Genomic DNA, 26,938 nt, shown 5'->3' with positions numbered 1-26,938 from the left:
AACCTCCAGCAAACAGTACATTTTACTCTCCCCTCTCCAATCGGAGAGGAGCGAGGGTGAGTTTTTTTTCTCATTTCTCTTTGCCTATCAATATTTTTTTATATATTTGCGACATATTACAATCAATACATTACACAACCTAAACATATTGAATTATGGAACACATTCCACAGGTTTTTTGGCTCATACCCATCGCATCAGTGTGTGCGCTGGCTATGGCATGGTATTTTTTTAAGTCTATGATGAAAGCCGAAGAAGGCACGCCACGTATGGTTGAGATTGCGGAATACGTACGACGTGGTGCAATGGCTTACCTGAAACAGCAGTACAAAGTCGTCTTGATTGTCTTTGTTGTCCTTGCTATTGTCTTCGCAATCATGGCTTATGGTTTCAATGCGCAGAATGAATGGGTACCTTTTGCCTTCCTGACAGGCGGTTTCTTCTCCGGTCTTGCAGGCTTCTTCGGAATGAAAACTGCGACCTACGCCAGTGCAAGAACAGCCAACGCAGCACGTAAGGGACTTAACGATGGACTCAAGATAGCCTTCCGTTCGGGTGCTGTCATGGGATTAGTTGTCGTAGGATTAGGATTGTTAGACATCGCCATTTGGTTCATTGTCCTCACTTGGTTCTATTCTGACAAAATGACGACGAGCGAAATGCTCATCACTATCACGACAACGATGTTGACCTTCGGCATGGGCGCATCTACACAGGCTTTGTTTGCTCGTGTCGGTGGTGGTATCTATACGAAGGCTGCTGACGTCGGTGCCGACCTTGTGGGTAAGGTGGAAGCCAACATCCCTGAAGACGATCCACGCAACCCTGCAACGATTGCCGATAACGTAGGCGATAACGTGGGCGACGTGGCGGGTATGGGTGCCGACCTATACGAGAGCTATTGTGGTTCGATTCTTTCAACTGCAGCCTTAGGCGCAACCGCCTTTGCAGCCTCAGCAGGTGACATGCAGTTGCGTGCCGTCATCGCCCCAATGCTCATCGCAGCCATGGGTGTTTTCTTGAGTTTATTTGGTATCTTCTTGGTAAGAACGAAGGAGGGGGCAACGATGCAGGGTCTCCTCCACGCCTTAGGACTTGGTACGAACACAGCTGCCGTACTCATTGCAGCTGCCAGTTTCTTGATTCTCTACCTCTTAGGCTTGGAGAATTGGCTCGGTGTTAGCTTCTCTGTGATTGCTGGTTTGGCAGCAGGTGTTATCATTGGTCAGGCTACAGAGTACTATACTTCACAGAGTTACACACCAACAAAAGCGATTTCTGAGGCAAGTCAAACGGGTTCAGCAACAGTTATTATAAAAGGTATAGGTACAGGCATGATTTCTACCTGTGTTCCTGTCCTCGCTATTTCCATCGCAATTATGCTGAGTTATCTCTGTGCCAACGGTTTTGATATGTCGATGTCAGCACTGTCTATCCAGCACGGACTATATGGTATCGGCATCGCTGCTGTGGGTATGCTCTCAACCTTGGGTATCACCTTGGCAACAGATGCTTACGGACCGATTGCCGACAATGCTGGCGGAAACGCTGAGATGAGCGAGTTAGGAGCGGAAGTGCGCCAACGTACGGATGCCCTCGATGCCTTGGGTAACACCACAGCGGCAACGGGTAAGGGTTTTGCTATTGGTTCGGCTGCACTGACAGCATTGGCACTGTTGGCTTCTTACATCGAAGAAATCAAGATTGCCATGGCACGTGTTGGTACACAGATGACCAATGTTGCAGGCGAGACCATCGATGCTACCAAGGCTACGATACCAGACTTCATGAACTTCTTCCAGGTAAACCTAATGAATCCAAAGGTACTTGTCGGTGCGTTCATCGGAGCTATGGCCGCCTTCCTCTTCTGTGGTCTTACGATGGGTGCCGTGGGTAGAGCAGCTGGTAAGATGGTGGCAGAGGTGCGCCGTCAGTTCCGTGAGATTAAAGAAATATTAGAAGGAACAGGCACACCAGACTATGGACGGTGTGTAGAAATCAGTACACAGAGTGCTCAACACGAGATGATTATCCCATCTTTATTGGCTATCATCATCCCCGTCATCGTAGGTCTTTTACTTGGTGTGGCAGGCGTATTGGGCTTGTTAGTAGGTGGTTTAGCAGCAGGCTTCACCCTTGCCGTCTTCATGTCGAATGCAGGTGGTGCATGGGACAATGCCAAGAAGTTTGTTGAAGAGGGCAACCATGGTGGTAAAGGCTCTGACGCTCATAAAGCTACGATTGTGGGTGACACCGTTGGCGACCCATTCAAAGACACCTCTGGTCCTTCGCTTAACATCCTTATCAAACTGATGAGTATGGTCAGCATCGTGATGGCTGGTCTCACCGTTGCGTTCTTATAACTGCAATCTCAGAATTACTATCACAACAACAATTATTTATTTTCACGAAAAGGAATATTTCTCATCCTGACAGAACCATTTCCTTTTCGTGAAAATAAATAGTTGTGTTATAAGAAGACGAAAAGGCTTTACCTTACAACTCTGTTAAAGACAGAATGTACAAAATGAACAGAGTCTTGTAATGTACATGTTTTTTTATCAAGCATATGCTCGATTTATCAATTAACCTTCAATCAAAAAGCCTGTACATTCATCGGTGGAACCGATTCATTATGAACATTGCATAATATGTTCATTATGTACATTCTGTCTAACTCATTTGCGTAATTCGTCTCATTCGTAGTAAAATAAAGATGAATGTTTTGTTTGCTGACAACAAACAACCATCTTGCTATCGATACGGATTACTAAACCTGAACGTATAAAGACCCTTTATGGATGCAATAATGTAAATTTATTTCACAACCCCAATTTCAAAACACCATCTTTTAGCATTGAAAAGACGGTCTTGGGGGTTGTTAAAGATGCCCTTTTAAGATCTTACTAACGCCCTTTTGAAGTCGAATTAAGCACCCTTTACAAAGTCGTTTGTAATCGATTGATTACCAATTAGTTGTAAACACGCTTTTTGCGCATGTTTTTAGCAGTTTTAATAAGGTCTCATTTGAAATTTTGTAATAATTTTTCAGAACCCAACAACATCAACATCGGGCGGAATATAGAAGATGACCGGAGTTCTATTTCATGACTTAGAAAGAAAAAATAAACAAGACATTTGGTGCATTCAACGACTTATGTTATATTTGCAAACAGAATCTAAACAATTAAAATCGGATTAATATGAAAAGAACAATCTTGATTTTATCGCTCTACGTTGTTGGGAACGCATTGCTGTTGTTAGGAACAGATTTTAAGTTCTCAATTGCTATTATTCAACTTGTGATTTTTAGTACGTGGGGGACCTACAGATTACTCAAGCAGTCTAAATCTACAAAAGAGAAATAATATAGGTGGCGACTGTTGATTACCACCGTAATAAAATCATGAAATCATAGCTTACGTTTTATCATCTTTCGGATGCTATCAGGCTCAAAACGCCTGTTCGCATTGGTATTATACCTGCAAATACCCTCATTCAATAGCAAATTGCCTTGGGAGATGGCATCGGAATATGACAAAGATAATTGATAGAACCGACCTCTAAACACAAGAACGCAGGCAGCTCCGCATTTTCGCAAAGTTGCACGCTACCATTAGACTTCCTTTCAGAAGTCGTTTTGCTATCTTTGATAACCCATCATCAACTACCCTATCAGCCTCATCGTCTCCCGGAGTATCTCATCGTGGTCGAAGGCTAAGGCGGGCAGGTCGGTCAAAGGGAACCACCTTGCTTGTGCTGCGTCGTCCAACCCCCTGACCTCTACGAACTTATCGAGTATCGTGTAATAAGCCACGGTAATGATTCGTTCGCGTGGATCACGGTCGATAGCATCAAAGACACCAACACGAATCAGGTCATCAACCATCAGTCCTGTTTCTTCTTTCAGTTCACGCCGAGCAGCCTCAAGGGTTGTCTCATTGATTTCCATAAAACCACCAGGGAAAGCCCATTTCCCCTTACAAGGCTCATTCTTTCGCTGTATCAACAACAGTTTCATTCCCTCTTCCGTGTGCACAAAGACAAGACAGTCAGCCGTTACGGCTGGGTGCGGATATTGGTATGTGTACATTTTGTAATATATATGTAGAATATGTTAAGAGTTTTTTTCATTGGCAAAAGTATGAAAAATATTCTTTACAGATTGATTTTCTCTATGATTTTTCTTACCTTTGTGATCTTATGGAATTTAGAACAATTGTCAACATCCCCCATCCGACATTTGAGTTGGAGCCTTGTGAACGGATTCTTTTCGTTGGGTCGTGCTTTGCCGATAATATTGGCAAACGATTTAAAGAAGAGAAATTCCGTGCCGTGGTAAATCCCTTCGGTGTGATGTATAACCCTGTGTCAGTGTTACATACGGTAAAAAAGATGGCAAATCACGTCTTTGACACAGCCGTATTCACATTGGGAACCAACCATGTCTACGTGGAGCGAGCTACAGGCGAGATCGTTGACAACTGCCAGAAACGTCCACAACGAGAGTTTGAAGAGCGTGAGCTAACGACTGAGGAGTGTGCCGATGCTCTGCATGAGGCTATCGCCCTCTTGCGACAAGCAAATCCGAAGGTTAACATTATCCTCACCGTCAGCCCTATCCGCTATGCCAAATATGGCTACCACGAAAGTCAGCTGTCAAAGGCGATGCTGTTGTTGGCTGCCGACAAGTTGGTGAAAGAAGACACTAAAAAGATTTACTATTTCCCAGCCTACGAGATTATTAATGACGAACTGCGCGACTATCGTTTTTACAAAGCAGACATGCTGCACCCTAACGAGCAGGCTGTTGCCTATATATGGGAACAGCTTGTAGCCACCTGCTTCTCTGCTGAAGCCAAACGGTTTCTTGATGTATGGCGACCTATCAAAGAGGGATTAGCACATCGCCCGTTTCATCCAGAGGCAGCAGCTTATCAGGATTTCATAAAACGAACAAAAGAAAAAGCAAGATTATTAAAACTAAAATATCCTAATATAGAATTGAATTTATAACTATGGAAGTAATGAATGACAAAGATATTGAAAATCTGTTGAAGGCACACGAAATTAGATTAACTGCCAACCGCATCCTCATTGCACGTACCTTAGCCAGACTTGACTACCCGATCTCTATAAAGGAACTTGAATCAAAAATCCAAACAATAGATAAGTCGAGCATATTCCGAACCCTACTCCTCTTCAAGGATCACCACTTAGTACATCAAATTGAAGATGGTAATGATGTAGTACGTTATGAGCTTTGTTTTAGCCATGATGAGAAAGACGACGACGACATGCATGTTCACTTTTATTGTGAGCATTGCCAACACACCTTTTGCCTTGGGGAAATACCTGCGCCACAGGTAGAATTACCATCAGGTTACAAACAGTTGTCTATAAACTATATGATAAAGGCTTATGTCCGAAATGTTCTCGCCGATATTATCTTACATAATATGACGAAAAAATAGGAAGGATAAGACGCAGTATTAAGACTTTTCACTACCTTTGCATAAGATATAAAACAATTTAGTAGTAATGAATTATACTATTGAAAAAGTAACGACGCTCATTGGTGCACGCCGTTATGGTGATAAAGATGCAAACATTAGTTTTGTACTTACAGACAGTCGGTCGCTGTGTTTCCCCGAAGAGACATTGTTCTTTGCGCTTAAATCTGAGCGTAACGATGGACATAATTATATCCCAGAACTCTATGCAAGGGGTGTGAGAAACTTTGTCGTGGAGGTGGTTCCTGAAGGATGGGCTACACGCTATCCTGAATCAAACTTCTTGAAAGTCGTTGGTTCGCTGGAGGCACTACAACGATTGGCCGAACGCCATCGTGACGAATACCTGATTCCGATTGTGGGAATCACAGGTTCTAATGGTAAGACGATGGTCAAAGAGTGGCTCTATCAGTTGCTTTCTCCGCAGATGGTCGTCACACGTTCACCTCGTAGCTATAATTCCCAGATTGGTGTTCCGCTGTCTGTCTTACTATTAAATGAGAACACACAGATTGGTGTCTTTGAAGCAGGCATCAGTCTGCCGGGCGAGATGATGGCTTTGCACGATATCATCCAACCAACCATCGGTGTCTTCACCACATTGGGCACTGCTCATCAAGAGAATTTCCCATCCATAGAAGCGAAATGTCATGAGAAGATAAAACTCTTCCATGACACGAAGGCGATAGTCTTTTCGGCTGATGAAGAAGTGTTTACAAAGTGTCTGAACGAATATGATTATAAGGGACTGAAGCTCGACTGGTCGGTAAAGAAGCCGGAGGCGGCTTTCTATGTCGAAGCCATTGAGAAGCAAGCCATTGAGACAACCATCACCTACGTTTGGGAAGGGAAGATTGAAGGACAATATAAACTGCCTTTCATCGATGATGCCAGTGTTGAGAACTCTATCACCTGCGCCGTCGTCGCACTCCATCTTGGCGTCACGCCAGCTGCCCTCGCTGAGCGAATGGCTCAATTAGAGCCTGTCGCTATGCGCTTGGAGGTGAAGGAAGGACAACATGGTTGTACGCTTATCAACGATTCTTACAACTCTGATTTCAACTCACTCGACATAGCGCTCGACTTCATGAACCGTCGCCCTGACCACATGGGACGTCGTCGTACACTGATTTTGAGCGATATCCTACAGAGTGGTGACACGGATAAAGACCTGTATAACAAGGTGGCGTTCCTATGCGAGAAACGTGGCGTTGAGAAGTTCATCGGTATCGGTGAAGGACTCTTGTCGCAGCGTTCTGCCTTTAAGCATTTGGGTGAAAAGCATTTCTTCGCTACGGTCAACGCCTTTATCCACAGCGATGTCTTCGCACATCTGCACGATGAGGTTATCTTATTAAAAGGCGCACGACAGTTTGGTTTCGACCATCTGACAGAGCTCTTGGTGAAGAAGGTGCATGAGACGGTATTGGAGGTAAACCTCAATGCTGTTGTCGACAACCTCAATTGGTATCGCTCCTTCCTCAAGGCAGAGACGAAATTGGTTTGTATGATTAAGGCTGATGCCTACGGGGCAGGTGCCGTAGAGATTGCCAAGACCCTGCAGGAGCATCGTGTTGACTATCTTGCTGTGGCCGTTGCTGACGAGGGTGTGACGCTCCGTAAGAATGGTATCACAAGCAATATCATGATTATGAACCCGGAGATGAGTTCTTTCAAGACGCTCTTCGACTACGACCTTGAGCCAGAGGTTTATAGCTTCCGACTCTTGGATGCGCTCGTGAAGGCGGCACAGAAAGAGGGTATCACGGGTTTCCCTGTTCATATAAAACTCGATACGGGTATGCACCGCTTAGGCTTCGACCCTGAGAAGGATATGGATGAGCTTATCGACAGACTGAAACATCAGAGCGCTATCATCCCTCGTTCGGTCTTCTCACACTTCGTTGGCTCAGATGCTGACAGCTTCGACGCGTTCTCTGCTCGTCAGTTTGAACTCTTCGATGAGGGTAGCAAGAAGCTGCAAGCGGCTTTCAAACATAAGATTATCCGCCACATGGACAACTCTTCGGGCATCGAACACTTCCCTGAACGTCAGTTGGATATGTGTCGACTGGGCTTAGGACTCTATGGTATTAACCCTCGCACAAACAAGATTATCAACAATGTGTCAACGCTGAAGACGACGATTCTTCAGTTACGCCACGTACCTGCTGGCGAGACAGTGGGCTACTCTCGCAAGGGAACCATCGACCACGATAGCGTGATTGCAGCTATACCAATCGGTTATGCTGACGGCTTGAACCGCCATCTTGGTAACCGCAACTGCTATTGTTTGGTAAATGGTCAGAAGGCAGAGTATGTCGGTAACATCTGTATGGACGTAGCTATGATTGACGTAACAGGCATTGATTGTAAGGAAGGCGACAGTGTTGAAATCTTCGGCGACCACCTCCCAGTGACCGTCCTCAGCGATACGCTCGGCACCATCCCATACGAGGTTCTGACGACTATCAGCAACCGTGTGAAGAGAGTTTACTTCCAAGATTAAAAAAGAAAGATCCCTCCCCACTTAGGGAGGGACATAATAACTTTCATTCTCTCACAGAATACACAGATAAACAGACTTTACAGAACTTCTACACAGAGCCCTGACGGGCATGGATAGCACAGAAGCTACCACAACACTCAATATAGACTTTCCGTCTACAACCAATACAACCTAATCTACTATGCAAGAAAATAACATCACCTATAATATTATAGGAGCAATATACAAAGTCTATGCGGCACTGGGACCAGGCTTACTAGAATCTGTCTATGAGGAAGCTTTAGCCTATCAATTAGAGATGAATGGACTAAAAGTAGAGCGTCAGGTGCATGTTCCTATATTTTATGAGGGTAAACAATTAGCTAATGATTTAAGATTAGATCTATTGGTAGAAGGTCAAATTATTGTAGAATTAAAGGCTGTAAAAGAATTGTTGGACACGCACTATAAACAACTCCTAACCTATCTGAGACTATCCAATCTGTACATTGGACTACTCGTAAACTTTCAAACTGCTGATATTAAACATAATATCCATAGAGTTATCAATGGATATAGATAATATTTGCAGACATCCATATCGTTAGAACTCTGTGCAATCTATGCCCGTCAGGGCTCTGTGTAGAAGTTCTGTAAAGTCTGTTCATCTGTGTATTCTGTGAGAAAAATATAATAGAAAAAGGGAAAAATGGTAATAATATATTTATTTCTCGGCATCATCATCGGCGCAAGCATTATGCTGCTATGGATGAAGAACAAATCAACATTAGAGCAGAAGAAGGCTGGTGAGGAACTGGCTGTACTCCGCAGTCAACTTGAAACAGAACGAAAGAATGTTGACGAACGTATTGCGGTAGTAAAAGAGAATGCCCAGCAGCAGGTAGAAGCAGAACGAAAGCATGGCGAACAGCTACGCAACGAACTCCAGAAGCAGGCTGAGGCGAAGAACCGACTCCTGCAAGAAGAGGTGCGCAATATGGCTACTCAGATGTTAGATGAGAGTCGGGAGAAGATGAATACGGCTGACAAAGAACGCTTGGACGCCCTACTCTCGCCGCTAAAAGAACGTTTAGAGACTTTTAATCAGACGGTTACAAACAACAGTAAAGAGAATACTGCCAATAAAACGGAGATAAAAACAACCTTCGAAGAGGCGATGAAACGCCTTCATGCAGAGCAGGAAATGACTATCAAAGCAATGCGTGAGAATCAAGAACGGGCTGTAAAGGAATTGCGTGAACAGACGGAACGTATTGGTAATGATGCTGCTTCACTCACACAAGCCCTTAAAGGCGACTCTAAGATGCAAGGCGATTGGGGTGAGATGATTCTCGATAAGACACTGGAAGACTGCGGCCTCATTCAGGGTCAACAGTATTTTCTACAAGAGAACTACAAAGATAAGGATGGTAATAACTTCCGACCAGATGCCGTCATTGTCTTCCCAAACGAGGAACGTGCCGTGATTGATGCGAAGGTTTCACTAACGGCTTATCAGGCGGCTATCAGAGAAGAAGATGCTACGGAGCGTGAACACTATATGAAGGAACACATTGCTTCTATCAAAAAGCATGTCGACGAGCTGTCGGCTAAGAACTACGAGAAACTTGTACCAGGGTGTATCGGTTTTGTGCTGATGTTCGTTCCTTACGAAAGTGGCTATTCTGCTGCCTTGAAGGTTGACCCTTCCATCCTGCAATACGCTTATCGCAAGCATATTATCATTCTGAGTCCAAGTAACTTGCTCATGGCTTTACAGCTGACACACACGATGTGGCAGAACTTCCGTATGACAAAGAATGTAGAGGAAATCCTCTACCAGTCTAACGAACTCTTCGATAAGTTCGTCACCTTTGCAGAGACTTTCGTAAAGATTGGTACAAATATCGAACGTCTACAGCAAGACTTTAATAAGGCAAAGGGTCAGCTAAACGAAGGAAAGGGCAACATCGTCCGCCGCTTAGAAGGTCTGAAAACATTAGGTATTAGTCCGAAGAAGCAGATTCCAGAGAACTTGTGATAATTCTATAAGGATACTAATTATAACATAACTCTTAAATTCATTTTGCCGTCACTTTTAACATTTATCATAAACTCTTTGTAAACCAACCACTTACATAGAGACTGTAAATGACAGAAATGACAGGAATTATAATTATACTACCGCTCTTTACAACAGTTCCTTTCTCTTCACTTCAAGATGTCCTTTTTTAATTTACTAAAGTTTCCTACCCCTTAAAACACTAACTTTTCTCATTTTCCTTTGTCTGTCTTCCCCCATATCCATTGACTTTTAACACATGCCTAACAGAAGTTATGCAGTGTATCCATATACTTCGTCCCATTTTTCCAACGCTTCAGCCATTACAAGGATTTTGCTCATCTCTTTGTCGTTTCCGCTGATTGTAGCCATAAGGTGTTGGGGCGTTATTCCAAGTGTTTCTCCTAAAATGCGAAGAATGCGTTCGATACAAGCAAGAACTCGCTTCCATAACGTGAGTGCCATGAGATTGTCCTCCATGTCCGAAAAGAGTTTGCCCATGGTTTGATATTCTGTGAACCTCTTTTCCAAAGCCATGACGGTATATGTAAGGTAACACAGCGTTGCGTCGGCTATCTGACCATTGAAGCTGCAACCTTGATAACCACCTAATCCGAGATACTGCTTGGTTTCCTTGTTCATCACCTCTATGTTCCATCTGATCTGATACACTTCAAAGGCTTTTACGAAAGACATCGTAGTATCCGTGGTGAGCAGGACGTTCCATGCGGAGTTTCTACCATACTTGATGAGGAAATTTCTAATAGGTATATTTTCTAAGTTGCCGTTGAGCTGAATATATCGACATCTATACTTACGACAGTTCTTTCCTCGTTCGCGTTCATAGGTAGCAATGAGTTCTGCAGCATTTTTCTTCCTACCTGACACGGTGTATTTCGTCTTTCCCATTTTTGCAAGTCCGACAAAGTGCATTGCCCCTTTACCTATGCTTCTAACACATACCATAAGTTGCTCGCAAGTGAACCAACTATCGGTAATCACATACTTCGCATGCAAGCCCATCTTCCATCCACGACGAAGCATATCCATGGCGACTTCTACTTAGACATCTTACACTCTTGAAAGCGCTTATAATCAGGATTGCCGGTATTCCTCTTGGTGTGATATGCCTTTCTACGTTGCTGTCTTGTCAGCCCGCAGTTGCCTTGCTTCCCCTTTTCTTGATGCAGTGAAAAATCAAAGGGTATGGTTGTCTTGCCGTCAAAGAAGGCACAAAGTAACAGCTTGTAGCCCAATACACATCTGCTTTTCACATGGTCGAAAACACGACTGATACCCTCCATCCTCACGCCACTCTTCTCAAGCACTGTGTCATCTATAATGAAACATGTAGTGGTATCTGATAGAGGAGCTTCGCCATACTTACGCAATAGGCACATATAACGCAGGGCAAAGTGGTTCATCAATTGTCTCCAATCCATCTGCGGGCGAATCATCATCCGATAGAAACAGTTCTTACCATGATTTGAAAGCTCATATATCTTATGTTTGCATATACGGTTGATGCTCTCTCCCACAATGCGGAAGAGGCAAAGAGAAAGAATCAACTCCGAAGCCGAAACTCCGTCCTGTTTCTCCAATGAAAGGCGAGATAACAGGTGACCAATGCCAAACTTGCCAAAAAGATGAAATAAATCATCACTCATTCGAGTTTTAACACTCAAAAGTTTGGACAACTCATTTATTTTCCCTATTTTTGCTTCCATAACAGTTTTGTTGTCTTGTCTTTAAAGTCAGTTCTTTAGCGATTACTAATTTACAAAGAAAATTCGACAAACTGTTATTTTTCTATCTATTTATTTGGGTGGGAAACTTTAGTAATATAATAAGGTAATAACGCCTATAAGGTATCTAATAAATAATTTTTTTCTATCGAATTATGCTTTATTAACACAAATAACAAGAACAAAATAAAAAGTTATTTTATTTTTGCAAAAAGTAACGAGATAATGCCAATTTTTGTTATTATTCAAAAGTAATTGTCTAATATTGGAGAATCTTCGTAACAACTTGATGAATTATTGACAAAACGCAGACTTAGAAACTGTATTTATCTTTATTATAAACTTAAAAATCTGAAATGAGAAAAGTATTAGTATTACTATTGTTATCAGCTACAACAATTACCTGGGCTGCAGACAAAGTGAAAGAAGTAAAGTATCGTCGTAGCTCTTTGTACACGATTATGGTACCAGATGAACACATTGATGGTGCAGCTGGCGACATAGTACAAAATGCGTTCTTGGCAATGCCGATCCCCGACAAGTACAATGATCACAATCTTTCTGAGCGTATTATCAATATAAAGAAAATTGATGTATCAGAAGATGAAGTTAAGGTTATCGAGGCTACAAACGTAAAAGGAAAGAGTAAGGTAGGAGGAATGTTTAAGTCACTTTCTAAGGGATTAGTTGGTGGTGAAAGTAGCAGTGACGATGCAAAGAAAGGAAAACTTTCTGATGCAGAAATGGTTGCTCGTATCTTAAAGTATTTTGAACAGGAGAATGTTGCTAATAAGTTGGTAGCAAAATGGTATGGCTATGATGGAAAGACCAATCATTTTAACTATGAACTTATCAAGACACGAGGATTACAGAATGCTAGCCAAGAAGAAATGGTGGCAGCTGAACTCTCTAAGGGTGGTAAGAGTAAGATAATGGACAATGCATCTGCAGAACTTATCCCACAAACCTTTGTTATGGTGACTCGTTATTCTTACCTAAGTGCTGAGGAAATTCTTGAAATTATTAATGCTGCAGCAAGTACTGGAGTATTAGGAAGTGCGATTGGTGGATATACGCAGTTGGCTACGAGCGTTGCATCAATGGCGTTGAAAGGTTATTTCGTGAAGACCACAAGTTATTTATTCCAATTATCATGGGATAAGGATATCCAAACTGAATTTGAAACAAAATACTGGGAGGCAAACCCTGCAGACTTCTTAAATAGTGGTAATTGCAAACTTAAATATGTAGGTAAAACTTGGGATTACGCACCAGCTACGATGAAACTATCTTTCAAAGCAGATGCGGATGCAAAGCTGATAAATCGTGCAACGGTACGTGCAACGGATGGTTCTATCTTGAAGTTGCAGAAGAAATATGAGCAATTCAAGACAAGTGCGCCATTGCATATTGACGAGGCTGGCAATATTTTCGCTTACATCGGTATGAAAGAAGGTGTAAAGAATGGTACTAAGTTTGACGTTTTTGAGCAGACAATGGATAAAGAAGGTAAAATGGACTACAAAAAGGTAGGTTCTATTGCTGCTTTAAAGGGAAAGGTTTGGGATAACCGAGCTGGCGCAAACGAAAAGATTGAAGGTGCTGCAGAAGATGCTTCTGAAGAGAAAACTGAAGATAGTAGCTTGCAATGTACCTACTTCTCTGGTAATGGTAAAAAGTTAATGGATGGTATGCTCATCCGTCAGGTTAAGTAACAGTATAACTCTTTTACACAGAAGACCATAGGTAATCTTGTCTTGTTTAAATAGGCAGATTACCTTTGGGAAATATTACTTAAAATAGGTTACGAGAGGAGAAATGTTTAATGGTTAATGATTGATATACAATGAAGAAGTTTATCTTATTCGCATTATGCTTACTATTCTGTTTCGTCGCAATTGCACAAGACAAAAAAGAATATCTTTATGAGATCGAATCGTTTGAGGGTCGTGTGGCTGCCGAAGGTGGATCATGCCTTGTGAAAGTTTGGAGTTATGGTAAAAGAGAGAAGATTACACGTAAGCACTGCATGGAAATGGCAATTCATGGCGTATTATTCAAAGGCTATGCTGCTGCTAACAATCTTTCTGCAGATAAGGGACGTAAGGCGCTCGTACCTGAAGGGTATGCAAGTCATAAAGAGTACTTTGACAAATTCTTCTCGTCTGGCGAATACCTCCAGTATGTTCAGTTAACTAATAATGGGGCTATCAGTGCACAGGATTTAATAAAGGTTTCCAAACGAGAATATAAAATCGGAATGGTAGTCTTAATTAGCTATGATGCCTTGCGCAAGAGATTAGAAAATGATAATATTATTAAACGATTAGATTTTCTGTTTTAAGTGAGGTTTGCTGTAACTCACAATTAGATATTGAAATGTTAAATGACATACTACAACTGATAACTTTCAGTATATAGACTGATAAAAGTTAAAGGCTGTATATAAATGTCTTAATGATAAGATTATGAAAAAAATCTTTATAACGATGGTTCTTTCCGCAATGTGTGTGTTAGCATTCGGGCAGGCGAAGAAACCTAAGCTGATGGTTGTTCCCAGTGATTTATGGTGCAACGAAAATGGCTTTGTTGTACAAATGGATAATATAGGCAAAACGGCTGTTGTTCCCAACTATGAGGCTGCTTTTCAGAATAGTGGTGAACTGAAGGTTGTCATCACTACTATTGGCGACTTAATGCAGGAACGTGGCTTTGAATTGGTAGACATGGAACAGTCGGTTAAGTCGGTTGCTACATCTTCTGCTGAAGATATGGCAACAACGAGTAAAAGTGGTTCTGCAGTAGCAGAAACACCACTTGATAAGCTGAAAAGGGTAGCTAAGAGTGATATTATTCTGGAACTTTACTGGAAGACGAATTATACAGGCCCGAGAAAAAGTGTTACTTATAACCTTAGAGCTTTGGACGCATATACCAATAAACAAATTGGGTCTACCACAGGTACTAGCGAACCGAGTATGACTGGAGAATTAGCTGTTATGTTGCAGGAAGCCGCTGTTGGTGGTATTGAAAAGTTCAATAGTGGTCTAATGAAGCACTTTACTGATATGGAGGTAAAAGGAAGAGAGGTTACCTTAAACATTAAAGTATGGTCTGACTATGGTAAGGACCTTGAAACAGAGTTCGGAGGAAAGGAGTTAAACGAGATTATAGAGGATTGGGTTGCAGACAACACGGTAAATGGTGTATACTCGCTCAGTGACGCCACTGAAACTATGATGAACTTCGACCAAGTGAGAATACCACTTTATGCTGAAGGAACGTCGAAAGCCTTAGATACAAGAACATGGGCTCGTAAGTTGTCAAAAATACTCGATTCCAATGGAATACCAAACAAATTACTCATGCGTGGCTTAGGACAGGCTACGATAATCATAGGAGGTAAATAAATGAAAAAGATTTGTATTCTACTCTTACTTGCTTTGTGTTCGTTGGCTACAGTGGCACAAATACATCTTACTCCATACGTTATCAGTGATGTTCAGGGAACAAGCGAAAGGACTAACTCTGTTCTTGAGAATAAACTACGTACGTTGCTTGCTGCTAATAACGTGTTAAGTAAGTTTGGAGATTCTCGATTTATATTGGCTGCTAAGTTTGATGTATTAGATAAAGAAATCGTTTCGTCTGCACCTATGCAGGTTGTCTACAATATTCAAGCACATTTCGCAATCGGAGATGGAGAATCGGGTATTTGCTATGGAGCAGAGACCTTTGAACTCAAAGGGGTTGGGCAAACTGAAGAACGTGCAATTCTCTATGGATTGCAGAAGTTAAACTATAATTCACCTGCGTTGCAAAGACTGATCGCTAGTTCCAAAGGTAAAATTGTAAGCTATTACAATACCAACGGCAAAAACATTCTCATGAGAGCTAAGTCGCTTGCAAGTGCTGGCAGTTACGACGAAGCAATCTATGAATTATCGCTTGTTCCACAAGAATGTGTACATTTTGCTGCTGCTAACAGTATGCTTAATTCACTATATAAGCAGAGTATCAACAGCAATGCACAGAAGGCGCTCTCTCAAGCAAAGGCATTATGGGCAGCTGATCCAACAGCAGAAAACGCTATTGCTGTTATGGAACTTCTAAGTGAAATTTCTCCATCAGCTTCTTGTTATGGCCAAGTACAAGCTTTTATCAAAGAGATAAAAGATCGTAATATTAAGGTCGCTGATAGAGAGTGGATGCAGCAAGTTAATATGGAGAAGATGCGTATCAAAGCCATAGAAAATATTGCTGTAGCATATGCTAAGAGTCGTCCAAAAGTGGTCTATAAAATATATGGCTGGTGGTAGAATCTTATTGACTTAGTAGTATGAACTTCATCTACGGAGTTATTCTCTTTCTCTTGTTAGAATAATAAAGTCACTGCTACTCAGCAAACATATACTTTCATTATAATTATAAATTACCAAAGATTCCTTCATACAACGAAAAAGGCTGTATCAAAATAGGATTACTCCTACTTTGACACAGCCTAATCAAGTAAACTATAATGAATACAGCGTTGCGCTGCTTGCTATTTAGCCTTTATATTATTTCTCAGCAACAGGACGTACAGCGAAGCCGTAGGTACGAATGTTGAGGAAAAGAGGATAAACCTCGTTATAGCTGAAGCCCATTACACAACCGTTGTTGTAGTCTTGTGGATCAGCAGACCAATAATCACCATAGCTGTTTGCTTCCTTAATCTTATCATTCTCTGCATGCCTAAAGCCTGAAGCGGGGAAATAAATAGTTTCAGTCTTGCTACTATTCGTCCAGAAGAGATGTCCTGAATTTATGTCATAGGTAGCCTTGACGTTAGTTCCATTTACATTCATTGTGCCCTTATTCTTTCCATTTGTAGTGAAGCCAGAGAAAGCTCCATCGGTTGGAACGTTGAAACCCACTGGACATGGGTCGTAAATAGTCTTAACAACTTCAATGTCGTTTGCTGCATCATAATCACCACGTCGGATATTATTCATTGACCAGAGGTTATAGAAGTAATGGAATTTTGTCAAGCCGTCGGTTTGAGTAATCTTACCATTTACAAAATTAGTTGTGAAGAAGTAATTTGGATACTGAATCTTGTTATTTATGTGAATCTGGTCATTTCCCTTGACAATACTTCCCTGTGGGAGTGCTGCATCTGTACCTGGGAAAGCATTATTGCGACCCCACTGGTAGAACGTTGTTGTACCGTTCTTCTTTATAAGACCAGGGTTCTGCGTAATGGTAATTATTGCATGCTGCTTAACACCATTGTTAGCCTGTGTCTGCTCAACCTTCACCTTTACAGTACGTGGAGTAGAATAAGATGTACCAGTTCATTCGGTTGGCTTCCAACCTAAAGTCTCGTTGGTGAACTCATAAACCTTGTTCTGGAAGTTGGTTACCTTAACCCAAGTTTAACCCCTACTTTCGCCTATTTCTTGCAATCACCGTACTTTCCTCGTTTTTCTTATGGACTCTGTGTCCTACAAATTTTATTCTTTTTGTATGGTGAGTGTTTTAAGTTCAGCTTATCGTATATCTGTTTTGCTTGCTTCGAAGGATTACTACATTGGCGCATCTCGATGTTCTCACCTAATGGATTCTTCCCTTTTGTTGTGACGAGCTTCTGGGTGCTCATACGTCGTACAATCTCGGTCCAGTAACAGGATTCTCCTTCTCGTTTTAATTGACAACGGATGGTGTTTACCACCCAATAGGCTAATAAACCGAAGAAGAGGTGTGCGTCGCTTCTCTCATCTTTCTGATGATAGATAGGACGGAGGTTGAGATCATTCTTTAGTTGCCTGTTCGTGCATTCTATCTCACGAATGAGATTGTAGTATTCCCATGTCACGCGCTCATCAAGTGTCCTGACATTGCTGCGGAGGAAGTATATTCCGTGACCAGATTCCATTGCGGAGAGGTCTTTTATCTCCCAGTCTATGCGCAGCATCTGCTTGGGTTTCTTCTCATCTTTTATGTAGCTTATCTGATAGAACTTCGCTATAGATGGGTACTTCTGTATGGCACGTCCTGTACGTTCAACAACCTTTTCATAGGTTTTCGTTCCACCTTTCTTAGAGATTCCATCGTTTATTCTCTGCAGTTCCATCTCAAAACGCTCTCTCCAGACCCTGTTCATGGACGACTCTGTCATAGCTTTCGAAGGAGATGTTATTTCGAGATAATAATCCTTGTCATCCTCTGTCTTAACCTCTTTCAGCGTTATCTTCTGCCGACGGGCATCCATTACCGTAACACTCCTGTTATCATCACTGAGCGTATAGTCCTTCATTTTCGTACGAGATACGCAGAGATAATTGTAACCTTTTCTTTTAATCAGCTCCAAGTTCTCTTCCGTGGCAACACCTGCATCCATGACAACGAGCGTATCCTTTGTCCGTGATGGATTCTTCTTTGCCAGCGTGTCAATCATATCGGGCAGAGACTTGGGGTCTGCTGTATTACCCTCCAAGATAGAAGAATAACGTATAAAACCTTCTTTATTGATACATAGTGCAAGTACAAGTAGCTTACAGTCAGAGCGTTTTTCTTTTGACCGACCGAACTTAGCCTTGTCGCTGTTACGCTTACTGCCCTCGAAATAGAAGTTGGTTAAGTCGAAGAGCATCAACTTGTTGTCTATATTAAAGAGATCGTCAGTAACGTTGCACAGATGACGCTCTAACTGTTCCTTTAGTTCATATAATTTGTCAGTGACTTTATACAGAGAATTGATTCCTGGTGTCCAGCCAGGAACTCCACTATAAAGTTCACCAGCAGCTGAGTTATCGCGCAAATAATAATAAGACGAACGTTCAGAAACTGCATATACTGTGCGAACAATCAATGCTGACAAAGCCGTGCGGATCGTATTCTCCGTCCAGCCGTTTCTGCGCAGGAAACCCTCTAATTGCAGTTTGTCTATCGTCTGCTTGCAGAGCCACTCAGCACCGACATTCCTTGCGTCAGTATATTTTGCCGTCTCAAGGTCAACGTAGTTCTCATATTTTCTCAGCGACTTCTGCTCTTCCTTGTTAAACCTATCGATTCCACCTTCTTGCTCCATACGGCTCCACCATTCGTCAGCCTTTGCCTGTTCAATAGGAGTAAGTCCGTCAAGATGTTCCTTGAAAAGCGAGGGTGTACTTCTGTTTTTGAAGCGTTCGGTAAGTGCGTATGCAATTTTTCGAACCTGTACGGCAGTAAGTGAAGGTTCAAAACCGATGTTCAACAAAATTAGCGAATGTACATGACCCTGCACGTCACGATATGACTCCTTGATGCGATAATAAGGAGCCATGTCGCCTGTTGCAGGGTTGAATCGTGTCTGTACATTTGCGTGCATGAGTGCAAAGTAACAAAATAATTTTGATATGACGGTGTCCTACAATTCGGATTTTACACCTCGTTACAATACCCTATGCTTGATTATCAATCATTTATAAAATTGATACTACACAAAACATCCCGAATATTTATGAAAAATATTTTTGCCAGTTAAACTTGGGTTAATATTAATAATTTATATGGTCTTTAATTCTATTTATCTGTGTATTCATTCTGTGAGAGAATGGCATCAAATCAAAGACCAATGGTTATGGAAATATTATTACAAAATATCCAACGAAAATCCTACAAAAGGGGGTAACAACAAGTGATTTTAGCCCCATTGTAAGTCTTTATTTGTCAAATAGTTACAAGACTGTATTACAAAAGGTGCTTAATAAGGCTTCAAAAGGGAGTTAGTAAGACCTCAAAAGGGCATCTTTTCAAAGCTAATTGGGCGTTTTTTCGAACGTAATTAAGCCTTAATAAAAATCGAGTATAAGAAAAGTCTTTACAAAGAGGGTTGCTAACAGTTGAATTGTTGACCGTTAAACACTCTAAAAAACCTACTTCAACAGATACTGTTTTCTCGACTCAATGATATCTTCCATATTCTCACTTGCCCATGAAAGGAGGTTGTCGATAAGCGGCAGAAGACTTTTCCCTTTCTCTGTAAGCGAATATTCAACGCGGGGTGGTATCTCAGAAAAGACCTCACGACTGACGAGTCCATCGCCCTCCAACGTCTTCAGCGTTGCTGTAAGCATCTTTTGAGAGATGTCAGGTATATTACGTTGCAGTTCCTTAAAGCGTTGGCTATTATTGTTTTCTAATGTAAAAAGCACCAACATTGACCACTTGTCTCCTACTCTTGACAGTACATTACGTATAGGACAATCTGGATAGAGGGCATCTCTTATTTCATTTCTATTCATACTTATAAATTCTTTAAGTCATATTACTGCACAAAAGTAACTATTATAAGCTAAGGCTCGTATCTTTTAGTGTTAAACTATGTAAAACACGTACCTATTAAGTGCTTTATTATCAGCATTACTTACCTCAAGGTAACTGGCTGACATTTGCGTGCCTACTTGTGGAATAACCTGAAAGTCAATACCTTTGCATCATCAAAACAAACAAATCAATAAAACAAAAAGAATTATGAAAACAATTGAAACGATCAAGAACGGTAAGAAGTTTACAGCAGTAAACGTAGGTAAACTCTGTGATATCAAGGACTATGTGCTCCCACTTGGAGAGATTGAGATTCCGGGTAAGGTATTCGCTGGTCAGGCACTGCAAGCAACAGGTAGCGAAATTTCATTCCAGACCCTCGTTCCCGGACAGGACAGTGGTTTCCTTCATACACACAAGACACACGAGGAACTTTATTTTATCCTCAAAGGTGAAGGTGAATATCAGGTTGATGGCGAGGTCTTCCCAGTGACAGAAGGTAGTATTATCCGTGTGGCTCCAGAGGGCAAGCGTGCATTGAAGAACACTGGCAATGACGAACTATTGATGCTCTGCATTCAGTATAAAGCTAACAGCTTTGCTGAGGAAGATGCACCTATGAACGATGGCGTGATACTGAACGATGAACTAAAATGGTAATTGACCCATTCTTCCCAACGTGTCCGATACGTAATGTCCTTGCAAGGATATGCGTTCCGGACACGCTTTGCCTTATCCAAGAATTAGGCAGGAAAGGCTGGACGAGCTACGAAGCGTTAAGTCAAGAGTTCCCCGACTGTCCTCTTTCCGCCTCGCTAAAAGTATTGAAAGAAGACAAGATTATCATTGAAAGCAACAAGCTATACAGCCTTTCAACCATCGGGAAGGAACTCTATCCACTCGTCTCAACCCTCATCACTTGGTGTGAAAAGAATCTTTTCCCATCTACAACAAATAATAAATAGAACGAAATGGGACGTGGATTCTACCAACAGACTTTACTTTGGCAAATAAAAAGAGTGAAAGAAAACACTGTTTCTTCCACTCTTTTTTTGTTATATGAATATAGTCTATTAACTAAAAGACCAACCCTTTGAATATACAGGATAACAAAAGCGCTATAGCTATATGCTTAATATACTTCCTATCATTTATCAACCAGCACTATTTATAGAACCCTTATCCATTAAGAAATCATAGATATCAATAAATAAGATACCATCTTCATTCTGATAACGAGGGCTATGATCACCCATTATAACAATTTTCTGAAACGAATCATCTATTCTTCTAAGTGATTGTAATTCTTGGTCACGTTTCGTATCATCAGGAATGCTGAAAGCTGATTGAATATAAGTTCTCTTATAACCTTGGTTACAAACAAAGTCTACTTCAAGTGTCTTTCTAATCTTCTTCCCTTCTTCATCCTTAGTGTTCCAAATAACCTCACCTACATCCACAGACATCCCACGAGCACGTAATTCGTTATAAATAGCATTTTCCATCAAGTGAGTTCTTTCTACTTGACGAAAGTTAAGTAGAGCATTTCTCAGTCCTAAGTCTTCAAAATAAAACTTGGAAGGCGTATCTATATAACGTTTACCCTTGATATCATAACGTAACGCACGTTCTATAATAAATGCATCTTGCAAGTAGTCTAAATAAACTTTGATGGTATCTTGACTTATCGTACTTTTCTTTACTGTTCGGAAAGTGTCTGCAAGCTTCCTTGGGTTAGTCAAACCACCCACAGTAGAAGCTAACGTACTTATCAGTTCTTCAAGATCACCATCCAGTTTGATATCATATCGTTCTTTTATATCCTTTAAATATGTATGCTTAAACAAACTTTGTAAATAGTCTACTTTCTCTTGCATAGAAGCCATTGTGACTACCTGTGGCAACCCACCATAAGTCATATACTCTATCCAAAGATTCTCAATTGGCTCATTCGGCTTTGCATTACGTATTTCAAGAAAGGAAAGGGGATGTACTTTAATCTCCAAACCACGACCTCGAAATTCTGTTATTATATCCTTGGACAGAAAACGAGCATTAGACCCCGTAACATATAGATCAGCATTCTTTACTTGCAAGTATGAATTAAGCACATCTTCAAAATCGCTAACAAGTTGGACTTCATCAAGTAAAATATAGTGCATCTGACTATCTTTTAATCTACTATCTATATATTCAAGTAACCTATCAGGGTCCCTTAACACTTTGTTTCTGCGATCCTCAAGATTGACCATAACAATGTGTTCGTCATTCACTCCTTCGGTTTTTAAAGCCTCTGAAAATAACTTAAAGAGAAGGTATGATTTGCCTGATCTCCTCATACCAGTAATGACCTTAATCATTCCATTATGTCTCAAATCTATCAATCGTTTGAGTAATGCATCACGTCTTATTTCCATACCGTTCTATATTTTTGCACCTATCCGCATTTTTGTCGACTACAAATATAATTAATTATTGATACAAAAGCAAATCTATTCAAAAATAATTCTGATTTACAAAAGCGAAGAATCCGCTTTGTTTATTCAATTAATTGAAACACTTCATATACTATTCAGCTAACATAGAACGAATAGTGAATGTAAATAATGTGATGGCAAGTCACGGACAGATTATGAGAACACAAAAAAGATAGGGAATGACAAATTGTGATTCCCTATCTTTTAATTTATCAAATGACTATAATAAGCTATTTACTTCTCCAATACCTTGAACTCAGCACCTGTTGCGAAGTCCTGACCACTCTGCTCACTGAGCGCTGTCAGACGAACGAAGCGAGTCTTAACTGGTGTGGTGAGAAGGATAGTCTTTTCCTTTCTGTTGTTCTCAAACTCACCCTCAGCAACAGCCTTGCCCCATGTCTTGCCGTCGTTGCTAACCTGAATGCTGTACTTCTTGATGTTACCATTGTTGCTGTCCTGACGTGGAAGGTAGGTGAAGCCCTTGATAGTCTTCATGCCACCACAGTCGAAGTCAACCCAGTGTGGGTGGTTAGCCACAGTAACAGAGTACATTGTGTGCCAGTAGCTGCTTGGATTGCCGTCAGTAAGATGACTTGCATCACCCTCACCACTCTCCTGACTTGAAGCGAAGACTACTGACAATGGAATGCTCTCGATGCGTGAGAAGGTCTGAGAAGCTACGAGCCAATCATTCTCCTTTGCCCAAGCTGAGATTGTACCACCGTCGCGCAAGCTTACAGAACCAGTGTACTTCACTGCTTTCTTGTTGCCATTAACACGATAATAGATATCACCCTTCGCACCGTTTGCATTGATTGTCACATTGCCCTCACCATCACGGATGATAGTAAGTGGTGTAGCACCGTTAAGACTTACATTCGCATTGCTAACGAGGTCAGTAGTCTTAACAGAGTTCATAGGACGAATCATATAACCGAAGGTGTGTGGCGTTGCCATGACACGATCGCGCAGTAACGGCCCCCCCTGTCCACAACTATTACCACCAAGACCAGTGATTGCCATGTCAAGGTGCAAATAAGTATATTCGCTCTGAGGTAATTCGTGTGGGTGGTTAGCCATTGCGATGGTGTTATCCGACCAAGGAAGTGCAGAGAAACTCATCTTATCCTTTGCCACGAAGATAGCTCCATAGAGGGCATCGTTGCCATTATTACCTGTAAGAGAGAGCCAACGAGTATCCTGATGGTTACCAGTATCCTGTGGTTTAGGGAAGGCAACGAATTCATCCTCAACTTCCTGCTGCTCATAGATACCAATCATCTGACCTGTCTTACGGTCTGGGTAGTTGTCAACCATACCACGACCATAGTAATTCAACAGGTTGAGTGCCTTAGGAACACGAACTGTATAACCTAACTTAGCGAGTGTGAGATTAGGCTTATTGCTTGTTATTGCGCTCTCGCTCTCGATGCTACCGTCAGGGAAGATGGTATAAACCACCTGCGTATTAAAGCGGAAGTCGTCCTTACCGAATGGCTTTTCCTTGTATTCGATGAGCTTCTTCCAGTTGGCATTACCACCCTCAAGGCGATAACCATAAGGTGCCTGTGACTCAACATTGAATACAACAGAAACAGAACCGTCAGTATTTGCGTGGGTTGTATAGTTAGTACACTTATGCTGCAGGTTGTTCAAACCATTTGCATACCATGCTTCGTAAGCCCAGTTGTCATTGTTAACCCATGCACGGAAAGCGTTCAACTCTGGTCCACAACCATCTGCAATGATAGTCTTATCATCGTACTGAAGGTTATAAATCGTACCCTTTGTGAGGTCGAATGTCGTTGTGAAGGTCTTGCCAGAGAAGACTATCTTATTGTCCTTTACGGCAGACATATTCACCTTACCTGCTGCAGCGATAGCTGGACGAACCGCTGCTACCTGTACAGGTAACTGCTCTTCAGCCTGAACATATCCTGCCTTTGCCCATGGCATGTCATGCTTGAGGCGATAGGTAATGTGGAGGAGGTACTCCTTATTTGGGTCAAGACCCTCGTTGAGTCCTGCAATTATAATGCTCTTATGACTTCTTGCTGGTACACTACCAAGCTCAAGGTCGCCCTTCTTAACGGTTACACCATCAGCGGTCAGGCTGTAAGACATTGCATAACCACTGAGGTCATCAGAGTAGTAGTTCTTATTGAATACATCCAAAGTAGCTGTCTTAGCGTCCTTCCAACTTGTACCAATATACTGATACACCTTCTTCACCTCATAATACTGTGGCTTTGGAGTCTCATCACCGAAGATAATACCATTCATAACAAACTGTCCATCGTTAGGCGTATCACCGAAGTCACCACCATAAGCGAGGTAACGCTTGCCGTCCTTTGTGTAGTTGTACATACTCTGGTCAATCCAGTCCCAGATAGCACCACCCATGAAGAAGTTAGTAGACTCCATTGCCTCCCAATAGTCAACGAGGTTACCAACAGCGTTACCCATCGAATGGGCATACTCTGAGATATGGAAAGGATACTTAATACCCATCTTTCCCTTCACCGCATCACGTGTCCATGCAATACTTGGATACTGGTTAGAACCCATGTCTACGATGTCGTTGTTGCGCTCATACTGTACTGGTCTTGAAGCATCGTAAGCCTTCAAAGAGTCGTAGGCTACAACGAAGTTATGACCAGGTCCAGCCTCATTACCCAAACTCCAAATAACGATTGAAGGATGGTTAACCAACTGACGAGTCATTGCCATCACACGATCAACGTGTGCTGCTTGGAACTCTGGCACGTGAGAAAGCGATGCCTTGCCATAGAAGTACTCATGACTCTCGATGTTTGCTTCGCTCTCCAAGTAGATACCATACTTGTTGCAGAGATAATAGAAGTAAGGGTCGTTAGGATAGTGAGAGGTACGCACGTGGTTGATATTCGCACGCTTCATCAGCATAATCTCACGTTCCATCTGCTCACGAGAGATAACCTTACCCGTCAATGGGTTGGTATCGTGGCGGTTAACACCCTTGAGTTTCACTGGTTTACCATTGATATAGTAATATCTTCCAGCCAAACCGAACTCGTCCTGACTTGCAGGTGTATCCTTAATCTCAACTGTACGGAAACCAGTTTGGAAACTTATCGTTTCAACTACCTTCTTTCCTTGCATCAACTCACCAACGAGAACATAAACATTTGGCTCTTCTGCTGTCCATGCTACCGCATTGTTCACGGTAAGTGTCTGACGAACGTTAGTCTGTCCGTTGCTGCTACAAGTGGTCTTTGCCTTCGCATCTTCGAAGGTTGCCACTAACTCGTTGTCATCAGCAAAGAGTCTGTTCTTATAGATGCTCCAACGAAGGTGCAAGTCTTTTGCATTCTTGGTTGTGAGGTTCTGCAATGTTGTATTGAGATCGACAGTACCCTTACCATCAGCGAATGAAGGGATTGCCTTCACGTCAGCAACGTGTACCTTCGGAGTTGCTGTTACGTTCACGCTACGGAAGATACCTGGCAAGCGGAACATATCCTGTGCCTCAAGGAAACTACCGTCTGACGAGCGATAAACCTCTACTGCCACCTCGTTCTTGCCCTTAGTGATATAAGGGGTAATATCGAATTGTGCCGTATTGCGTGAGTTCTTTGAGAAGCCCACGTAACGACCGTTGATCCACAAATAGAAGAATGAGTCTACACCATCAAAGTTGAGATAGACTTCCTTGCCGTCCCAAGTTGCTGGGATATCAAAGCTTCTTCTGAACGAACCCACTTCGTTACGATATTCGTAAGTGGTGTAGTTTTTTGGCGGTTCACGCATAACACCCTTCTTCCAGTCACCCGGCTCGATGTTATATTTGAAGATAACCCACTGATTCACATAGATTGGCACACCATACTTCAGTGTTCCATCTTTCTGAACACCTGCCATATTCCAGCTTACTGGCACCTGCAGACGGTCCCACTTGCTGTCATCATAACCCTTTGTGAAGAAGTCTTTTGGACGTTCATCAGGGTTCTTTGAGAAGTGAAAATGCCATTCTCCGTTAAGAGAAAGATAGTCCTTTGCAAACTCTGGCAATACCTTTCTTGCCTCGCCAACTGACGAGAAAGAAGAAAACAACGCATGCGCTGGCAGCTTGTTATAACCCAATGCACTGGGTGACTGCCACTCATCACCCGTTGGTGCTGTAGCCTGACCGAAGAGATAACCTCCCATAGGATGGTCATCAGCGTGTATCGGTGCTGCTGTTAATGACGATAATAGTAAACCGAATAGTAATTGCTTATACATAATAGTTAGGTTTTATTCTTCTTCTGTCGTGCTTTAAAAGCCTTCTTCATGACTGGATTAAAGACACTATGGGACTGTTACCCAGCCAACAAGTCCCA

At 41.9% G+C, this 26,938-nt stretch carries 17 protein-coding genes and 2 pseudogenes; 12 read left to right on the top strand and 7 right to left on the bottom strand.

All coding sequences use genetic code 11. The features are described 5' to 3' along the window. Positions 1–155 precede the first annotated feature (155 nt). Positions 156–2,363, top strand: a complete 2,208-nt coding sequence (locus J5A56_RS08950) for a sodium-translocating pyrophosphatase (RefSeq protein ID WP_021670931.1) — start codon at positions 156–158, stop codon at positions 2,361–2,363. Positions 2,364–3,667: 1,304 nt separating this feature from the next. On the opposite strand, the gene J5A56_RS08945 is transcribed toward J5A56_RS08950, so the two are convergent. After that, positions 3,668–4,093 (bottom strand): NUDIX domain-containing protein, encoded by a 426-nt coding sequence (locus J5A56_RS08945; protein WP_021670928.1) that lies wholly within the window; start codon positions 4,091–4,093, stop codon positions 3,668–3,670. A gap of 110 nt (positions 4,094–4,203) precedes the next feature. Here J5A56_RS08945 and J5A56_RS08940 point away from each other — a divergent pair, with 110 nt between their 5' ends. From J5A56_RS08940 to rmuC, 5 genes and pseudogenes are all read left to right on the top strand, one after another. Next, a complete protein-coding gene (locus J5A56_RS08940; protein ID WP_021670927.1) occupies positions 4,204–5,016 on the top strand; it encodes a GSCFA domain-containing protein in 813 nt (270 codons plus the stop codon). An 11-nt stretch (positions 5,017–5,027) separates the two neighbouring features. Next, a pseudogene (locus tag J5A56_RS08935) lies at positions 5,028–5,458 on the top strand (Fur family transcriptional regulator). An 83-nt stretch (positions 5,459–5,541) separates the two neighbouring features. Beyond that, entirely contained in the window at positions 5,542–8,022 is a 2,481-nt protein-coding gene (locus J5A56_RS08930) for a bifunctional UDP-N-acetylmuramoyl-tripeptide:D-alanyl-D-alanine ligase/alanine racemase (protein ID WP_021670925.1), read from the top strand. A gap of 181 nt (positions 8,023–8,203) precedes the next feature. Then, on the top strand, positions 8,204–8,584 hold the full coding sequence (locus J5A56_RS08925; protein WP_021670924.1) for a GxxExxY protein: 381 nt from the start codon (positions 8,204–8,206) through the stop codon (positions 8,582–8,584). A 126-nt stretch (positions 8,585–8,710) separates the two neighbouring features. Next, entirely contained in the window at positions 8,711–10,042 is a 1,332-nt protein-coding gene (gene rmuC, locus J5A56_RS08920) for a DNA recombination protein RmuC (RefSeq protein WP_021670923.1), read from the top strand. Positions 10,043–10,336: 294 nt separating this feature from the next. Here rmuC and J5A56_RS08915 read toward each other — a convergent pair. Then, a pseudogene (locus tag J5A56_RS08915) lies at positions 10,337–11,790 on the bottom strand (IS4 family transposase). Positions 11,791–12,164: 374 nt separating this feature from the next. On the opposite strand from J5A56_RS08915, the gene J5A56_RS08910 reads away from it, so the two are divergent. The 4 genes from J5A56_RS08910 (at position 12,165) to J5A56_RS08895 (ending at position 16,127) form a co-directional block, all read left to right on the top strand. Next, complete coding sequence (locus tag J5A56_RS08910; RefSeq protein ID WP_021670919.1) at positions 12,165–13,523, top strand: hypothetical protein; 1,359 nt, start codon at positions 12,165–12,167, stop codon at positions 13,521–13,523. 131 nt (positions 13,524–13,654) lie between these two features. After that, on the top strand, positions 13,655–14,152 hold the full coding sequence (locus J5A56_RS08905) for a hypothetical protein (RefSeq protein ID WP_021670918.1): 498 nt from the start codon (positions 13,655–13,657) through the stop codon (positions 14,150–14,152). Positions 14,153–14,276: 124 nt separating this feature from the next. Then, complete coding sequence (locus J5A56_RS08900) at positions 14,277–15,218, top strand: DUF6175 family protein (protein WP_021670917.1); 942 nt, start codon at positions 14,277–14,279, stop codon at positions 15,216–15,218. Then, a complete protein-coding gene (locus tag J5A56_RS08895) occupies positions 15,219–16,127 on the top strand; it encodes a hypothetical protein (protein WP_021670916.1) in 909 nt (302 codons plus the stop codon). It abuts the gene before it with no gap. A gap of 240 nt (positions 16,128–16,367) precedes the next feature. On the opposite strand, the gene J5A56_RS08890 is transcribed toward J5A56_RS08895, so the two are convergent. From J5A56_RS08890 to J5A56_RS08880, 3 genes are all read right to left on the bottom strand, one after another. Continuing rightward, a complete protein-coding gene (locus J5A56_RS08890) occupies positions 16,368–17,108 on the bottom strand; it encodes a hypothetical protein (protein ID WP_021670915.1) in 741 nt (246 codons plus the stop codon). A gap of 170 nt (positions 17,109–17,278) precedes the next feature. Next, positions 17,279–19,159 carry an IS1634 family transposase gene (locus J5A56_RS08885; protein WP_211815591.1) on the bottom strand — a complete coding sequence of 627 codons (1,881 nt, stop codon included), beginning with the start codon at positions 19,157–19,159 and terminating at the stop codon, positions 17,279–17,281. Positions 19,160–19,706: 547 nt separating this feature from the next. After that, the gene (locus J5A56_RS08880; RefSeq protein WP_021671837.1) at positions 19,707–20,075 is read right to left on the bottom strand and encodes a winged helix-turn-helix transcriptional regulator; all 369 of its coding nucleotides are present in this window, start codon (positions 20,073–20,075) and stop codon (positions 19,707–19,709) included. A gap of 229 nt (positions 20,076–20,304) precedes the next feature. Here J5A56_RS08880 and J5A56_RS08875 point away from each other — a divergent pair, with 229 nt between their 5' ends. Next, positions 20,305–20,757, top strand: a complete 453-nt coding sequence (locus tag J5A56_RS08875) for a cupin domain-containing protein (RefSeq protein ID WP_021671838.1) — start codon at positions 20,305–20,307, stop codon at positions 20,755–20,757. Further along, positions 20,751–21,062 (top strand): hypothetical protein, encoded by a 312-nt coding sequence (locus tag J5A56_RS08870; RefSeq protein ID WP_021671839.1) that lies wholly within the window; start codon positions 20,751–20,753, stop codon positions 21,060–21,062. Before J5A56_RS08875 ends, J5A56_RS08870 begins: the two co-directional genes overlap by 7 nt. Before the next feature lie 189 nt (positions 21,063–21,251). Here J5A56_RS08870 and J5A56_RS08865 read toward each other — a convergent pair whose 3' ends face one another. Continuing rightward, positions 21,252–22,514: an ATP-binding protein gene (locus tag J5A56_RS08865; RefSeq protein WP_021671840.1), complete on the bottom strand. Its 1,263-nt coding sequence runs from the start codon at positions 22,512–22,514 to the stop codon at positions 21,252–21,254. A 294-nt stretch (positions 22,515–22,808) separates the two neighbouring features. Beyond that, a complete protein-coding gene (locus J5A56_RS08860; RefSeq protein ID WP_021671841.1) occupies positions 22,809–26,840 on the bottom strand; it encodes a glycoside hydrolase family 2 TIM barrel-domain containing protein in 4,032 nt (1,343 codons plus the stop codon). Positions 26,841–26,938: the final 98 nt, after the last annotated feature.

The sequence above is a fragment of the Prevotella melaninogenica genome (assembly GCF_018128065.1).
In the GTDB taxonomy this organism is placed as follows: domain Bacteria; phylum Bacteroidota; class Bacteroidia; order Bacteroidales; family Bacteroidaceae; genus Prevotella.
Note: the sequence above shows the minus strand (reverse complement) of the source record. Positions and strands in the feature narration are given on the sequence as shown.

What these genes read in the sequence shown, in the direction of transcription:
- J5A56_RS08945 (WP_021670928.1), bottom strand. Translation starts at nt 4,093, where the DNA reads ATGTACACATACCAATATCCGCACCCAGCCGTAACGGCTGACTGTCTT.
- J5A56_RS08895 (WP_021670916.1), top strand. Translation starts at nt 15,219, where the DNA reads ATGAAAAAGATTTGTATTCTACTCTTACTTGCTTTGTGTTCGTTGGCT.
- J5A56_RS08905 (WP_021670918.1), top strand. Translation starts at nt 13,655, where the DNA reads ATGAAGAAGTTTATCTTATTCGCATTATGCTTACTATTCTGTTTCGTC.
- J5A56_RS08925 (WP_021670924.1), top strand. Translation starts at nt 8,204, where the DNA reads ATGCAAGAAAATAACATCACCTATAATATTATAGGAGCAATATACAAA.
- J5A56_RS08865 (WP_021671840.1), bottom strand. Translation starts at nt 22,514, where the DNA reads ATGGAAATAAGACGTGATGCATTACTCAAACGATTGATAGATTTGAGA.
- J5A56_RS08910 (WP_021670919.1), top strand. Translation starts at nt 12,165, where the DNA reads ATGAGAAAAGTATTAGTATTACTATTGTTATCAGCTACAACAATTACC.
- J5A56_RS08875 (WP_021671838.1), top strand. Translation starts at nt 20,305, where the DNA reads ATGAAAACAATTGAAACGATCAAGAACGGTAAGAAGTTTACAGCAGTA.
- J5A56_RS08900 (WP_021670917.1), top strand. Translation starts at nt 14,277, where the DNA reads ATGAAAAAAATCTTTATAACGATGGTTCTTTCCGCAATGTGTGTGTTA.
- J5A56_RS08885 (WP_211815591.1), bottom strand. Translation starts at nt 19,159, where the DNA reads ATGCACGCAAATGTACAGACACGATTCAACCCTGCAACAGGCGACATG.
- J5A56_RS08930 (WP_021670925.1), top strand. Translation starts at nt 5,542, where the DNA reads ATGAATTATACTATTGAAAAAGTAACGACGCTCATTGGTGCACGCCGT.
- J5A56_RS08940 (WP_021670927.1), top strand. Translation starts at nt 4,204, where the DNA reads ATGGAATTTAGAACAATTGTCAACATCCCCCATCCGACATTTGAGTTG.
- J5A56_RS08860 (WP_021671841.1), bottom strand. Translation starts at nt 26,840, where the DNA reads ATGTATAAGCAATTACTATTCGGTTTACTATTATCGTCATTAACAGCA.
- rmuC (WP_021670923.1), top strand. Translation starts at nt 8,711, where the DNA reads ATGGTAATAATATATTTATTTCTCGGCATCATCATCGGCGCAAGCATT.
- J5A56_RS08880 (WP_021671837.1), bottom strand. Translation starts at nt 20,075, where the DNA reads ATGAATAGAAATGAAATAAGAGATGCCCTCTATCCAGATTGTCCTATA.
- J5A56_RS08950 (WP_021670931.1), top strand. Translation starts at nt 156, where the DNA reads ATGGAACACATTCCACAGGTTTTTTGGCTCATACCCATCGCATCAGTG.
- J5A56_RS08870 (WP_021671839.1), top strand. Translation starts at nt 20,751, where the DNA reads ATGGTAATTGACCCATTCTTCCCAACGTGTCCGATACGTAATGTCCTT.